This is a genomic window from Streptomyces sp. AC558_RSS880 (genome assembly GCF_019049255.1).
In the GTDB taxonomy this organism is placed as follows: Bacteria; Actinomycetota; Actinomycetes; order Streptomycetales; family Streptomycetaceae; genus Streptomyces.
The window spans coordinates 93,720-108,582 of sequence record NZ_JAGMUJ010000040.1; the positions used below are offsets into that span (position 1 = coordinate 93,720).

11 protein-coding genes are annotated in these 14,863 nt (G+C 71.4%); 3 read left to right on the forward strand and 8 right to left on the reverse strand.

From position 1 onward, the window contains the following. Positions 1-96: 96 nt before the first annotated feature. Positions 97-1,671 carry an MFS transporter gene (locus KUM38_RS17315; protein WP_254397313.1) on the forward strand — a complete coding sequence of 525 codons (1,575 nt, stop codon included), beginning with the start codon at positions 97-99 and terminating at the stop codon, positions 1,669-1,671. 148 nt (positions 1,672-1,819) lie between these two features. Here the strand turns inward: KUM38_RS17315 and KUM38_RS17320 are convergent, their stop codons facing one another. Both KUM38_RS17320 and KUM38_RS17325 read right to left on the reverse strand, forming a co-directional pair. Continuing rightward, positions 1,820-3,268: a class I adenylate-forming enzyme family protein gene (locus tag KUM38_RS17320; RefSeq protein WP_217130276.1), complete on the reverse strand. Its 1,449-nt coding sequence runs from the start codon at positions 3,266-3,268 to the stop codon at positions 1,820-1,822. Next, positions 3,261-4,805 (reverse strand): NAD(P)-binding domain-containing protein, encoded by a 1,545-nt coding sequence (locus KUM38_RS17325; protein WP_217130277.1) that lies wholly within the window; start codon positions 4,803-4,805, stop codon positions 3,261-3,263. The genes KUM38_RS17320 and KUM38_RS17325 overlap by 8 nt, the downstream gene beginning before the upstream one ends. Positions 4,806-5,671: 866 nt before the next feature. Between KUM38_RS17325 and KUM38_RS17330 the strand changes: the two genes are divergently transcribed. Both KUM38_RS17330 and KUM38_RS17335 read left to right on the forward strand, forming a co-directional pair. Further along, positions 5,672-5,968 (forward strand): hypothetical protein, encoded by a 297-nt coding sequence (locus KUM38_RS17330; RefSeq protein WP_217130278.1) that lies wholly within the window; start codon positions 5,672-5,674, stop codon positions 5,966-5,968. Between the two features lie 108 nt (positions 5,969-6,076). Beyond that, on the forward strand, positions 6,077-7,027 hold the full coding sequence (locus tag KUM38_RS17335; protein WP_217130279.1) for an RluA family pseudouridine synthase: 951 nt from the start codon (positions 6,077-6,079) through the stop codon (positions 7,025-7,027). Here the strand turns inward: KUM38_RS17335 and KUM38_RS17340 are convergent. From KUM38_RS17340 to KUM38_RS17365, 6 genes are all read right to left on the reverse strand, one after another. Continuing rightward, a complete protein-coding gene (locus tag KUM38_RS17340; RefSeq protein WP_217130280.1) occupies positions 7,021-8,532 on the reverse strand; it encodes a cytochrome P450 in 1,512 nt (503 codons plus the stop codon). The genes KUM38_RS17335 and KUM38_RS17340 overlap by 7 nt on opposite strands. A 50-nt stretch (positions 8,533-8,582) precedes the next feature. After that, complete coding sequence (locus KUM38_RS17345; RefSeq protein ID WP_217130281.1) at positions 8,583-9,203, reverse strand: ATP/GTP-binding protein; 621 nt, start codon at positions 9,201-9,203, stop codon at positions 8,583-8,585. After that, the gene (locus KUM38_RS17350) at positions 9,184-9,594 is read right to left on the reverse strand and encodes a DUF742 domain-containing protein (protein WP_217130282.1); all 411 of its coding nucleotides are present in this window, start codon (positions 9,592-9,594) and stop codon (positions 9,184-9,186) included. The genes KUM38_RS17345 and KUM38_RS17350 overlap by 20 nt, the downstream gene beginning before the upstream one ends. Next, positions 9,591-9,998: a roadblock/LC7 domain-containing protein gene (locus KUM38_RS17355; protein WP_217130283.1), complete on the reverse strand. Its 408-nt coding sequence runs from the start codon at positions 9,996-9,998 to the stop codon at positions 9,591-9,593. Before KUM38_RS17355 ends, KUM38_RS17350 begins: the two co-directional genes overlap by 4 nt. Beyond that, positions 9,995-11,572 (reverse strand): sensor histidine kinase KdpD, encoded by a 1,578-nt coding sequence (locus KUM38_RS17360; protein WP_217130284.1) that lies wholly within the window; start codon positions 11,570-11,572, stop codon positions 9,995-9,997. The genes KUM38_RS17355 and KUM38_RS17360 overlap by 4 nt, the downstream gene beginning before the upstream one ends. A gap of 415 nt (positions 11,573-11,987) precedes the next feature. Continuing rightward, a complete protein-coding gene (locus KUM38_RS17365; RefSeq protein ID WP_217130285.1) occupies positions 11,988-14,846 on the reverse strand; it encodes an RNA helicase in 2,859 nt (952 codons plus the stop codon). Positions 14,847-14,863: the final 17 nt, after the last annotated feature.

The following is a 14,863-nucleotide window of genomic DNA, read 5'->3' on the forward strand; positions in this document are numbered from 1 at the left end:
CCGGTGGCTGCGACCGGCCGGGCGGCCGCCCGTCGTCGAGGCGGTCCGCTCCAGCGGGGAACCGCGTCCGGTCTTCTACAAGGTGGAGAACTGACCTTGCCCGCACAAACGGCTTCGCTGATACCCCGGCCCTCGCTGTTCTGGACCGGCGTCGCCCTCACGTGCGCCGGAGTCGGCCAGCACGTGTGGATGTTCATCGACTCCGCGTCCATGGACTTCCACATGGCCATGATGGGCATGTCGGGGGTGATGTGGGCCGCCATGGCCGCCATCGTCGTGGGCGTGCTGCTCTCCGGGTTCGCGGTCGTGCAGCCTCCTGGAGCAGGTCCCGCGGCCACCCCCGCTCCGGCCCGGACGACCCGGGCGAGCCGGCGCAGTCTCATCGCCGTGCTGAGCTTCGCGCTGATGGTGGACCAGATGAAACCCGCCACTCTGGCGTTCATCCAGCCCGGCATGCGTGCCGAATTCCATCTCAGCGCCGCCGAGATCTCGTGGTTGCCCACCGTGGCACTCAGCGGCACGGTGGTGGGATCACTGGTGGGGGGCCGTGCCGCGGACCGTATCGGGCGCAGGGCCACGGTCCTCATCGCGTCCCTTCTCTTTCTCGGTACGACGGTGTGCGGTGCCATGCCGACGTACGGCGGCATCCTGGTCATGTGCGCTCTGATGGGGATGGCGGCCGGAGGCATGCTGCCCGTCGTCTACGCCCTGATGACCGAGAGTCTGCCGCCCGGCCGGCGCGCGGCCATCATGGTGCTCCAGGCCGGGCTCACCACCACGGGGGGCTACATGGCGGCCGCCGGACTGGCCGCGGTGCTGATCCCGCTGACCGGGTGGCGCGTTCTGTGGTTCGCCCAGCTTCCGCTGGTCCTGATCCTGATCGCGCTGAACCGGTGGATCCCGGAATCGGCTGCCTTCACCGCAGCCCAGCGGTCACAGGCCGGGCGGGTTCCCGCCTCCACCCTGTTCAAACGCCCTCAGACAGCCAAGACGCTGGTGGTCAGCGGTTACGCACTGGCCTGGGGCCTCGTCTACTGGGGCTTCATCACCTTCCTGCCCAGTCAGTTGGAGGCCTCGGGCGAGAAGGGCATGTCCGCCGCCACGCTGCTGTTCATCTCGTCACTGTTGTCCATCCCCACCTGCGTCGTGGCCGCGTGGCTCTACATGCGCTGGTCGGCGAAGGGCACCATGGTCGTCTACGCGGCCCTCACCGTCGCGGCGCTGCTCGTTCTGGCCGCCGTCGGAATGGACGGCAGCCGGCCCGTCCTTCTGACCGCGGTGATCCTGCTGTTCGCCGGAACCGCCGGTGTCATCGCGCTCATCGGCCCCTACACGGCCGAGATCTACCCCATGGCCATCCGGGGGACCGCCGGCGGTTGGGCCGCGGCGGTCGGCAAGTCGGGTGGAGCCTTCGGGCCCCCTCTCATCGCCCTGGTCCTCTCCGCACCGGGAGGCATGCGCACCGCCGCGGTCCTCGTCGCTCTCCCCATGGCCGTGGCGGGCGGAGCCGTCGCCTTCCGCGGGAGCAACCCGCAGGACACCGCCCAGCACCCCGAAGACGCCAGGCTGAACGCCGAACTCGACGATCTGGTACGGGGCGAGGCTCTTCCCGCCGAGCGGACCACGTCGGCGACGCCCGCAGCGGGCGAGGACGGCACGGCGGCGCCATGAACGGCAGCGTCGACGGCGCCGCACTCACCGACCCGCCCTCCTGCCGCCCGGGGCCGTCCCGGTCAGCCCTTCCGGAACGGGCCGTGCCCCGCCCTCGCGGTTCGCGCGAGGGCGGGGCACGGCCCGGGACGGGGCTCCGGCCGGCCCGCTAACCCCCGTCCGCGAGACGCCGTTTGTCGGGTTTTCCGGCGGCCGTGAGCGGTACCTCGCCGATGAGGGTGAGCCGGGTCGGAGCGCAGGCCTCACCCAGGTGCGCTGCCACCAGCGCGCGCAGCTCGCCGAGGTCCGGGGTGTGACCGGCCGCGGGCACGACGAAGGCGTGGACGGCCTCGCCCGTACTGTCGTCGGGCACGGCGACGACGTACGCCTCGGCCACCGCGGGATGGCCGGCGAGCAGCCGCTCGACGGGCCCGGCGTAGTACACGTTGGCGTTGACGATGATCACGTCACGGATCCGTCCCGTGAGCCACAGCCGGCCCGACGCGTCGAGATGGCCGAGATCGCGAGTACGCACCCATCCGCCGGAGAACACCTCCGCCGTGAGGGCGGGCTCCCGCCAGTAGCAGGAGCTCTGCGACGGGGTACGGACGAAGAGTTCGCCGTCGGTCCCCTGCCGGACCGGGCGGCCGGAGGCGTCGCGGATCTCCAGCGCGACGGGCGGCACCCCGAGGGAGCCTGCCGGCTCCTCCGGGGTGGCCATGGAGATCATGCCGGTCTCGGTCTGTCCGTAGCCATGGAAGACGACCGGGCCGAGCACCTCGACGGCCTCCCGCAGCCGTCCCGGCTCCAGCGGTGACCCCGACACCATCAGCGCGCGGAGACCACCGAGGTCCACCGGCGACTCGCGCTGGTCCGCCACGAGTTTCGCCAACCGGGCGACCGTCACGACACTCGCGGTCGCCCGGTGCCGCACCAGGGCGTCGGGAAAGTCCGGTGGGTCGGCGGTGACCAGGGTGCCGCCGGCGGCGAGTGCCAGCAGCCCGTACTCCATCATCACCTGGCTGGCCAGAGTGCCGAACACCAGGAACCGGTCCAGGCGCCCGGCGAGTCGACGGACGGCGGGCGGCCAGGCGTCCGGCCGGTGCGCCCAGCCCGCGGTCATCGCCGCGTAGGTCTGGGCGCACGCCTTGGGTACGCCGGTGCTGCCGCTGGTGTGCAGGAGCCGGGCGACGTCCTCGGGCCGTGCCAGGACCCGTGGCCGGACACCGTCGTCCTCCGCCGACAGCAGGCTGTCGAGCGTGAGGAGGGTTCCGGGCCCACGGGCGCCGGGACCGTCCGGCCGATCGGTGACCCGTACACCGGCGTCCCGCAGAAGGTGCTCCCGCTGCCGCCCGGTCAGGCCGGGCCGTACCCCGACGACGCGAGCCCCGACGACGTGGGCGGCGATGATCGCGGCGAACTCCCGGGGACCCACCCCCAGCAGCATGGCGACGCCGTCGCCGGGCCCGACACCGCAGCGCCGCAGGCCGTTCACCGCGCGCCTCACCATGCTGAGGAGCCGGGCTCCCGAGACCCCCTGGCCGGCGTGCTCGAACACCGTACGGTCACCCGCCGCGTCGAGAAGGTCGAGTACGCCACCCGGGAACTGCTCAGCCAAGGCTCTCTCTCACAAACGTGGTGAGCGGCTGCCGGTGGACCGCCGTCAGGTTCCATTCGTTCTCCAGGTTCTCCGCCAGGTGGTGGGTCCCGGCGAGTACGCCGTCCCGGTAGTGGCGGACGACGGGATGGAGATACGTGGAGTCCGCGGCGTGGTCGACGTCGTTCTCGAGCACGCGCGGGACACCGACGTCGAACGGGTCGGTCTGGTCGTGTTCGGGTCCGTACTCCAGGTCGACGACGAACCGGTGCGGGGCGGGCCCGAGACCGCCGTCGGTGATGTAGTCGAGCGGGACCTCCTCCTGGTACACGGCGTGGTCGCCGTCCACGCCGACCACGTCACCGAGGAACCCGAACTGCTGCCACAGGCCCGACGAGCGGTTGACGCGGCCGATGAGGGCGTCGGCGATCGCCTCCGGCGTCGCGGTGAACGTCCGGGCCGGCCAGGGGGTGCCGAGGTGGCGAGCGCCCAGGATGCGGTGCAGGGCACGGGTGGCGTAGCGGAAACCGTGGATGAAGCCGTTGGTGGACTTCTTGAAGTCCCGTTGTTGCGTCAGGGTTCCGGCGAAGTACAGGTCCGGTACGTTGACCGACTCGAAGGACGAGGTCTGTTCGGGGAACCGGTCGTTGATGACGAGCGCGGGGCGGCAGGTTTCGTCGAAGACGGACGCGTCGAAGCGGAAGCCGGTGCATACGATGATCCGGTCGTAGTGCAGTTCGCGCAGCGGTTCCTCGGTCCGCGCGTAGCGGAGCATCACACGGAAGCCGCCGCTCGCCGACTTCTCGATGCTCTCCACGGTGCCGTCGAGTACCGCGTTCTGCGACTTGAGCTGGTAGGTGTCCAGGAAATTGTTGTTCACCGCGCGCAGATGCCCGAGGTAGTGGGTCTTCCAGGCGAGTCTGACCGAGTGCGGGCCGGCGACGTGGATCACCGCGGCCTTCTCGATGAGCCCGTCGGCGGTTTCGAACGCGGAGTTCCCCTTGCCGATGACCAGCACCCGCTGGTTGGTGAAGGATGCCGGGTCGGGGTCGAAGGTGTCGTACCGCTCGGCGTGTTCGATGCCCGGGACGGGTGGCTCGTAGAGCCGGGAGATGCCGGTCGCCATGACGAGCCGCTTGGCCTGCCAGGTGCGTCCCTCGCCGTCGCGGACGGAGAAGACGCCGTCCGCGCGGGAGACCTGGACGACCTCCGTCCCGTACTCGGCGCGCACGCCGGTGCGTGCCGCGAAGTCGGCCAGATAGCGCACCAGGTCGTCCGCCGGCGGGAAGTAGCGCTCGCTGTACCGGGTGAAGAGCAGCTCCGGGTCGTCGCTGAGCAGCGAGTTCCAGTCCATGCGCAGGTTGAGTTCCGGGTCCGTGAAACCCGTGTTCACCTTGTTGGTCGATATCAGCTGCCGATGACGGGGATACCGGGTGAAGAACGTACCCGGTCCTCTCCCTCGCTCCAGGACGACGTAGTCGCGCCCGTCGCGTTCCAGCAGAGCGGCGAGTTGAAGTCCGGCCGGCCCGGCCCCGATGATGAGATAGTCGCGCACCATGGGCCGGACGGTAGCGACACCACATCAGAGGGCTCTGAGATTCGGCAGCCCGCACGGCGCCGCTGGACTCCTGACAGGTTCACAGCCTTGCCGACACCGGACGTTCGAGGAGCGGTTCCGCCCCCCGACCGGATCAGACCTTCCTGCACAGGATCCGATCCAGCCCTCACGCGGTCGGAACGCGGTCTCGTCGCGGTCGGTGTTCCGGTGCGCGGCTCGCTTTCCCTCCCGAGGTCCTCCGGTACGGCGTGCCCGGAGCACCACCGGCGGGCGAGCTCCTCGAAGTGCGGGACGTGTGTCTTCGCGGCTCCCGTACCCGGCCGTCCCGGCCCTCGCGCCGTACGCCACCTCGATCGCCGCGGCCCTGGTGTATGACCGGTTCCCGCCCGTGCCGCTCAGGGGCTTCCCGCGTTCCACCGCCTTGCGCCGGCACTCTCGAAGGGGGCGTCCCCCGACCGGCGCGCCCGTGTCGTCCGGAGAGGCCGACGGCGCGGACGCGCCGGCCACCGGGCCGGACGCTCCCTCCTCGTCGTCTGCGGCTGCGCCACGCCCCGTGCCGCACACACCGCACACCCGTACGCGACTGCGGCCCGCGGCCGCTCCGGCGGGCGACCGTGCCTCCCGCCGTGCCCGAAGGCCGACAGGCACCCACGGGGCCGGAGGGCCCTGCTCGAGCGAAGCGGGGAGCGGGGGCGCACCGGCCCGAACCCGCCCACGCCGACCTGCGCGAACGTTTCGGCCGAGCACCGACGCGGGCGCCTCGGGAGCGGATCGGCGGGCCGGTCGGGTGAACCGTTGCCCGTCCCCCCGGGCCCGGCGGCGTGGCGAGCCCTCCGGGCCCGCGCGCTGCCCCAGGATCCGGGCCCGTGACACACACCTTCGACCAACTCGTGGCCAAGCAGCGCGCGGCGGACGAGGCACACAGCCGGGTACGGCAACTGCGGGACACCTACGATCCACGCGCCCGCGCCCACTGGAGCGCGCACCAGCGGGCAACGTGGGAGACAGCCTGGCGGGCGTGGCGCGACCTCGCGCGTGACGTCCGCGTCGCGGTGAACGACTACGCCCGTGCCGAGAGCAGACCGCTGCACGAGATCGAGGCGGAACTGACACACGCGGTACGCCACGGAGAGCCGCCGGAGCCGGGCACTCCGGGCGGGTAGTCCGCCGGACGGCCCGTGCGCGCGGGGCGCCCGTGCCGGGGCCGGCTGCCGCCCGCGGTTGGACAGCGGACGGCCCGTGCGCGCGGGGCGCCCGTACGCTTGCCCGGTGTGAGACGCAGACGGCCGATTCCGCCCCCTCCCCTGCCGCAGCGCGACGGTGTGGACCCGGTGCGGGTGCGGCTGCCCGCCGACACCCGGTGGGCCACGGTGCGGGAGCATCTGGTGCAGCGGCTCTCGGCCGGCCCCGGGGTCGTGGACGGGATGTTCGCCGCGGGGCTGATCGTCGGGGCGGACGGGCGGGCCGTACCGGCGGACACACCGTACGCACCCGGCCTGTGCGTGTGGTTCCACCGGGAGCCGCCCGCCGAGGTGCCGGTGCCGTTCCCGCTGGAGGTCGTCCACCGGGACGAGCACATCGTCGTCGTCGACAAGCCCCACTTCCTGGCCACCACCCCGCGTGGCAGCCACGTCACCCAGACCGCGCTCGCCCGGCTCCGCCGTGAGCTGGGCCTCCCGGAACTCGGCGCCGCGCACCGCCTCGACCGGCTCACCGCGGGCCTGGTGCTGTTCACGGTGCGGCCCGAGGAGCGCGGCGCGTACCAGACGCTGTTCCGCGACCGGCGCGTGCGCAAGGAGTACGAGGCCGTCGCGCCCCACGATCCACGGCTGGAGCTGCCCAGGACCGTGCGCAGCCGGATCGTGAAGGAGCGCGGGGTGCTCACCGCCCAGGAGGTCGAGGGCGAGCCCAACGCGCTGACGCGTGTGGAGCTCGCCGCCCACCGCCCGGACGGCCTCGGCCGGTACCGGCTGGTGCCCGGCACCGGGCAGACCCATCAGCTGCGGGTGCACATGAACGCCCTGGGCGTGCCGATCCTCGGCGATCCGCTGTACCCCGAGGTGACCGGCCCCGTCCCGGCCGGTGACTTCCGGCGTCCGCTGCAACTGCTCGCGCGGGCGCTGGAGTTCACCGACCCGGTGACGGGGGTGGAACACCGGTTCACCAGTGGCCGGGTGCTCGCGGCCTGGTCCTCGTACGAGGACTGGGCGGCCGGTCAGTAGCCGCGCCACCAGCGCAGGAAGCGCTGCCACGCGTTCCGCGGCGGGGCGGGTTCCGTCACCGGCGGGGGCGGCGGCGCCGGCACGGGCGGCTCGACGTGCGGCTCGGGCGGCACCGGGGCCGCGGCGGCCGGCCCGGTCCCCGGCCGGGCGTGGCCGATGTGCCAGTCCTGCTGCGGGGGCGCGTCGTTCTCGTGGCTGGGCCGCTGCGTCACGTCCTGCTGCGGCCGGGGCGTGAAGTGGACGGGCAGTTCCACGAGATGGCGTGAGGCGATGGACTCGGTGAAGGACAACTCCTCCTCGTCGATGCTGAGCTCCACGTCGGGCAGCCGCATGAGCAGGGCGTCGACACCGACTTCGGCGATGGTGCGGCCGATGTCCTGACCGGGGCACTCGTGCGGGCCGCCGCCGAAGGCGAGGTGCGAGCGGTTGCCCTGCATGTCGGCGGTCGGGTCGGGGCGCACGCGTGGATCGACGTTGGCCGGCGCGGGCGCGAACAGCAGGCCGTCGCCCTTGCGGATGCGCTGGCCGCCGAGCTCCGTGTCCTGTTTGGCGAAGTAGGCGAAGATGGTGCTGAACGGCGGCTCGTCCCAGAGCAGTTGCTCCACCGCCTGGGGCACGGTCATCTGGCCGCCGTTGAGCTGGGAGCGGAAGCGCGGGTCGATCAGCACCTGACGCAGCACGTTGGCCAGGAGGTTGGCGGTGGCCTCGTAGGCGGCGATCAGCACCACTCTGAGGTGCTGGCTGACCTCGTCGTCGGTCAGCCCGGCCGGGTGGGCGATGAGGTGGCCGGTGAAGTCGTTCAGCGGCTCGGCACGGCGGCGGGCGGTGAGGCGCTCCAGGGCCCCCATGACATAGGCGTTGCTGGCGATCGCGGTCTCGGTGCCCCGGATCATGTCCCGGGCGGCCTCGACCATCCGGTCGTTGTACTCGTCGGGCATGCCGAGGACGTGGCACATCACGGCCATCGGCAGGTGCTCGGCGTACTGGCCGACCAGCTCGGCCTCGCCCGCCTCGCAGAACCGGTTGACGACGCGCTGGACGCTGCGGTTGACGTGCCGGCGCAACCCGCGGAAGTCGGTGGCCGCCACGGCGGCGTCGATCGCGCCGCGCAGCCGCTTGTGTTCGTCGCCCTCGGCGTGCGCGCACATCGGCTGCCAGGCGATGTGCGGCATCAGCGGATGGTCGGGCTTGACCAGACCGGCCGTGAGCGGGGACCAGATACGGCTGTCCTTGCAGTACTGCGCGGGAGTGCGGACCAGCTGCTGGCTCTCGGAGTGGCCGAGGACCACCCACATCGGCAGGTCGTCGTGGATGAGCACCGGTGCCACCGGGCCGTGTTCGGCGCGCAGTGTCTCGTACAGCTTCCTCAGGTCCTCCGACTCGTGCAGCCGGCTCAGCCCGCCGGGGCCCAGGCCGTGCGCGGGGCAGCCGGGGGGCGGGCCGGGCCGGGGTGCGTCCGTGCCGGTCGGGGAGTCTCCCGTCAGGGAGTTCGGTTCAGGCGTCACAGTGGTCGCTCCGAGGGGAAAGCGGGATGTGGGCGGGGACGGGTCCGGGTTCAGGTGAGCGAGCCCGTCATGGCGAGGGAGTGCAGGAACCGCATCAGGGTCATCAGGACGTCGCGGCTGGAGGCGCGGCGCCGCACATCGCACTCCAGGATGGGGATCTGCTCGGACAGGTCGAGGGCGGACCGCAGGTCCTCGATGGGGTAACGCGGGCCGTCGGGGAAGGAGTTGACCGCGACGACGAACGGCACGCCGCGCTCCTCCAGCCGCCCCATGACGTCGAAGCTGACCTCGAGGCGACGGGTGTCGACGAGTACGACCGCGCCGAGCGCCCCCTCGAACAGCCCGTTCCACAGGAACCAGAAGCGTTCCTGGCCCGGGGTGCCGAAGAGGTACAGCACCAGCTGGTCCGTGATCTTGATGCGGCCGAAGTCCATGGCGACGGTGGTGGCCGTCTTGGACGCGGAACCGAAGTCGTCGTCGACCCCGATGCCGGCCTGTGTCATGGTCTCCTCGGTGGTCAGCGGTTTGATCTCGCTGACCGAGCCGACCATGGTCGTCTTGCCGACGCCGAATCCGCCGACGATGACGATTTTCACCGCGGCCTGTGCCGTGTGCGGCAGCTGATCCTCGGCCCGGGGTCCCGGGATGGTCTCAGAGCCTTTGAAGTCCATGCATCACCGCTTCGAGAAGGGAACGGTCGGGGAGCGCCTTGCGGACGATCGGCGAGCGCGCCTGGACCAGTTCCGCCGTCAGCATCTCGGTGAGCAGCACGGTCACCACGCTGAACGGCAGGCTGAGGTAGGCCGACAGTTCGGCCACGGACAGGGGTGCGACGCAGAGCCGGAGCAGCGCCGCCTGCTCGGGGGTGGCGGAGGGCGGGGGGTCCGGGGAGCGGGCCACGATCAGCGTCACGAGGTCGATGTCCGCCCGTTCACCGTCCGGGCCCGCGACGACGTACAGCCGCTCGGGATTGCCGCCCTCACCCTCCTTCTTGGCCGGTCCGGCCGACTGCGGAGGGGGGCCGTCCTGGGGAGAGCGCCTCTGGCGTTGCGGAGGAGTCATACGGGCTGCCCGTTCCGTCGGGGCGGACTGGTCAGATGGGCGCCGATGCGGACGACGAGGTCGCGCATCATGCCGCCCATGCGGCCGGGTTCGCAGGTCATGTCGGAGAGCACCGCGAGATAGGCGTTGGCGCCGGCCGCCATCAGGTAGAAGTAGCCCTCGTCGATCTCGATGAGCACCATCTTCATCTCGCCGTTTCCGTACGGGAGTTCCTGGGCGACGGCCCCGGCGAGGCTCTGTACGCCCGCGCAGGCCGCGGCGACCCGGTCGGCGGCGTCCGGTTCACCGCCGTAGCGGGCGATGCGCAGACCGTCGGCGGAGAGCACCACGATCATCTCGACGCCGGGTACGCCGTCGGCGAGCTCCTTGAGCATCCAGTCGAAGTTGGCTCGTTGCTGGATCACTTGAGGTCCCCCTCGTCATCGGCCTCGGTGCGGGCCGGTTCGTTGATGAGATGCAGGTAGGCGGTCGGGTTGCGGGTGAAGTCGGTGGGGTGGACGCCGGGGTCGAGGCCCTTCTTCATGCCCTCCCAGAAGGCGTCGACCCACAGCCCGGGTTCGCGGTCGTTCCGCTTCTTCTCGGGTTCGGGCGTGGCCCAGACGTCGTGGTACTCCTCGCCCCGTTCCCTGGCCTCCCGCTCGGCCCGTTCGGCGGCGGCCTGCTCGGCGTACCGCTGGGCCAACGGGGTCTTCATCCGGCTGCGGCGCTGCGGCAGGCCGCCCGCGGTCCACTCGGTGACCTCGGGGACGTCGTCCTCCATGAGGACCGTGTCGGGGATGCGGGGGCTGGTGGGGCGGCGCTTCTTGGGTGTGCGCTCGGGGCCCGGGAGGGCGTCGACCGGCCGGGGCACGGCGGTCGCCCCGATGCCGTGGGCGAGGCCCACGCCGGGCTCGTCGGTGATCATCTCGCTCGGTACGACGAGGACGGCGCGGACCCCGCCGTAGGCGGAGGCGCGCAGCGAGACCTGCATGTTGAACGCGGTGCAGAGCCGGCCGACGACGGCGAGGCCGAGGCGCGGGTTGGCCCCGATCTCCTGGAGGTCGACGCCCCGCTGGGCCTGCTCGAGCATCCCCTCGATACGGGCCCGGGCCTGCTCGTCGAGGCTGACTCCGGCGTCCTCGATCTCGATGGCGACACCGGTCTGCACCTCGGTGGCGGTGACGCTGACCTTGCTGGTCGGCGGCGAGTAGCGGGTGGCGTTGTCGAGGAGTTCGGCGGCGGCGTGGATGACCGGCTCGACGTAGATGCCCTTGATGTTGATCTTGGCGATCGACTTCAGGTCGATGCGGCGGTACTCGAGGATGCGGGACATGGCGCCGCGCAGCACGCTGTAGAGGGCGACGGGCTTGGGCCACTGGCGTCCGGGACGGCCGCCGCCGAGAACGGAGATGGAGTCGGCGAGGCGGCCGATCAGCGCGGTGCCGTGGTCGATGCGCAGCAGGTCGTCGAAGACCTCGGGGTTGCGGCCGTGGTCCTCCTCCATCTCCCGGAGCTCCTTGGCCTGCTGGTGGACGATCGCCTGGACGCGGCGGGCGATGCTGACGAAGGAGCGCTGGGAGGAGTCGCGCAGGTTCTCCTCGTCGTCGATGATCTTCAGCATCGTCCTGAGCAGGTCGATCTGGTACTTCGGCAGGTCGCGCCAGGCCGGGTTGAGCCGGGGCAGGCCGCGGATCACCTCCTCGGGGTCGTTGCCGCTGTGCAGGTAGTCGAGGGTCGCGGGGATGACCTGCTGGGTGAAGTACTGCGTCTCCGTGTCATGGGCGGCGATCCGGGACTCCAGATACGCACGGTGACGGTCGTGTTCGGCCTGCGCCTCCCGCAGCACACGGCCGCGGCGCACCGCCTCGGTCGCGGCGGCGGTCACCAGCAGGGTCGCGACGGCGCCGCACACGCCGACGGCGATCCGGGCGGGCTCCGCCACCAGGGCGACGGCGGCTCCGGTCGCCGCGGCCATCACTATGGCCGGCAACAACAGCACGCGTGTGTAAGGAAGTTGGACACTCGCCATGTGAGCCCTCTGAAACGAATCGACTGACGGTCGGGGAACGTGCACATAAGGGAACAAGCGCACGAATTCATCTCAACCCGGTGCGCTGCGGGCGAGCTTAGTCCGACCGGATCATCGCGATGTCATATTCGGCAAGTGCCGGAAATGGCCCCTGGGACAGGAGTACGCTCAGGTCGTTTACACGACGTGCGACTGTTCGAACACAGTGCGTCACCGCGATCGGGCGTGCGAAAACCACTCACCGTCACGGGTGAGGAAGGTCCCGGGCTCCGTGATCCTGCCCACGAAACCGGGCGGTGACGCCCCCGATGAGAGCGCACGGAAGGCAGAAGCCCGGCGCGCACGGGGCGCACCGGGCTTCTCCCGAGGTTCAGGGCCGGGCGGTTCAGCCCACGGACGAGTAGGCGACCACGCCGCGCAGCAGTCCGTCGACCGCCTTGCGGGCGTTCCTGGCGACCGTCGAACCCTCGGCGGACGGCGCCGCGGCCGAGATCTGCCCCAGCACGTCGATGACCTGCTTGCACCAGCGCACGAAGTCGCCGGCCGGCATCTCCGCCTCGCGCAGCACCTCGTCCAGGCCCTTGCCCGAGGCCCACATGTAGGCGGCCCAGGCGAAGCCGAGGTCGGGCTCGCGCTGGCCCACGCCCTCGGTCTGGTTGATCCGGAAGTCCTCCTCCAGGGCGTCCAGCCGGCCCCAGATGCGGACCATCTCGCCGAGCGCCGCCTTCGCCCGGCCCGAGGGCAGCTTGGGCGCCATCGCGTCGTCGGCGGCCCGGGCCTCGTACACCAACGCCGACACGCACGCGGCGAGTTCGGCGGGGGCGAGCCCTTCCCAGACGCCCTCGCGCAGGCATTCGCTGGCCAGCAGGTCGAGTTCGCCGTACAGCCGGGCCAGCCGCTTGCCGTGTTCGGTGACCTCGTCGCCGCGCAGATAGTCCATCTCGGTCAACAGCCCGACGATCCGGTCGAAGGTGCGGGCGATGGTGTTCGTCCGGCCCTCGATACGGCGCTCCAGCTGCGAGGTGTCGCGCAGCAGCCGGTGGTAGCGCTCGGCCCAGCGGGCGTGGTCCTCACGGTCCTGGCAGCCGTGGCACGGATGCGCCTTCAGCGCCTTGCGCAGCCGCGCGATCTCCCGGTCGTCGACCGCCTCGGACCGCTTCTTGCGGTGCCGCTCCGGCGTGATGTGCCCGGCCTTGGTGCGCAGCGCGGAGGCGAGGTCCCGGCGCGACTGCGGGGAACGCGGGTTGAAGGACTTCGGGATCCGCATCCGCTCCAGCGCCTCGACCGGCACCGGGAAGTCGATCGACGCCAGCCGCTTCACCTGCCGCTCCACGGTCAGCACCAGCGGGCGCGGACCGTCGTACTGGTCGAAGCCGCGGTGGCCGTTGGAACGCCCCGCGGGCAGCCCCGGGTCGAGCACCAGCGCCAGGCCCGCGTACTTGCCGGTGGGTACGTGGATGACGTCCCCGGGTTTCAGCTTCTCCAGCGCGACGGCGGCCTCCGCGCGCCGCTGGGACGCGCCCTGCCGGGCCAGCTCGTTCTCCCGGTCCTTCAACTCGCGGCGCAGCCGCGCGTACTCCTCGAAGTCGCCGAGGTGGCAGGTCATGGAGTCCTTGTAGCCCTCCAGGCCCTCCTCGTTGCGCTGCACCTGCCGCGAGATGCCGACGACCGACTTGTCCGCCTGGAACTGCGCGAACGACGTCTCGAGGAGCTCGCGCGAGCGGTGCCGGCCGAACTGCTCGACCAGGTTGACCGCCATGTTGTACGACGGCTTGAAGCTGGACCGCAGCGGATACGTGCGCGTGCCGGCCAGCCCCGCCAGGTGCTCGGGGTTCATGGCGCGCTGCCACAGCACGACCGCGTGCCCCTCGACGTCGATGCCGCGCCGGCCGGCCCGGCCGGTCAGCTGGGTGTACTCGCCGGGGGTGATGTCGGCGTGCTGCTCGCCGTTCCACTTGACGAGCTTCTCCAGGACCACCGAGCGGGCGGGCATGTTGATGCCGAGCGCGAGGGTCTCGGTCGCGAACACGGCCTTCACCAGACCGCGCACGAACAGCTCCTCGACGACCTCCTTGAACGTCGGCAGCATGCCCGCGTGATGGGCCGCGATGCCGCGCTCCAGGCCCTCCAGCCACTCGTAGTAGCCCAGGACGTGCAGGTCCTCGGCCGGGATGGAGGCGGTGCGCTCCTCGACCAGGGAGCGGACCTCGGCCCGCGCCTCCTCGTCGTTGAGCCGGAGCCCCGCGTACAGGCACTGCTGGACGGCGGCCTCGCAGGCGGCGCGGCTGAAGATGAAGGTGATGGCGGGCAGCAGGCCCTCGGCGTCCAGCCGCTCGATGACCTCGGGCCGGCTCGGCGTCCACACGCGCGAGCGCTGCCGGCGCTCCCGCTCCCGGTCGGCCTCGCGCATGTTGTTGCGTCCGCGCCGGCGGTCGCCCCAGGACGGGCGGCTCGCCTCCAGGCGCGCCATGCGCGTGAGGTCCGGGTTGACGGCCCTCTTGCGGCCCTCCCCCTCCTCGAACAGGTCGTATATCCGGCGTCCTGCGAGCACGTGCTGGAACAGCGGCACGGGCCGGTGCTCGGAGACGATCACCTGGGTGTCACCGCGGACGGTGTCCAGCCAGTCGCCGAACTCCTCCGCGTTCGACACCGTCGCCGACAGTGACACCAGGGTCACGGACTCGGGGAGGTGGATGATCACTTCCTCCCAGACGGCACCGCGGAAGCGGTCCGAGAGGTAGTGCACCTCGTCCATCACCACGTAGCCGAGGCCGAGCAGGGTCCGCGACCCGGCGTACAGCATGTTCCGCAGCACCTCGGTGGTCATCACGACCACCGGGGCGTCGGAGTTGACGCTGTTGTCGCCGGTGAGCAGGCCCACCTTCTCCGTGCCGTAGCGGCGGCACAGGTCGGCGTACTTCTGGTTCGACAGCGCCTTGATGGGGGTCGTGTAGAAGCACTTCTTGCCCTGCTGGAGGGCGAGGTGGACGGCGAACTCGCCGACGATCGTCTTGCCGGAGCCGGTGGGCGCGGCGACCAGCACGCCCTTCCCCGCCTCGAGCGCCTGGCAGGCCTCGATCTGGAAGGGGTCGAGGCCGAAGTCGTACATCTCGCGGAAGGAGGCGAGCGCGGTGGCCTGCTCGGCAGCGCGCCTGCGTGCTGCCGCGTACCGCTCGGCCGGTGAGAGGTCCTCTGTCATCGTGCTTTCGAGCGTACCGGGCCGCACCGACAACAGGACGATCATTATCCGGAACCGTCCCG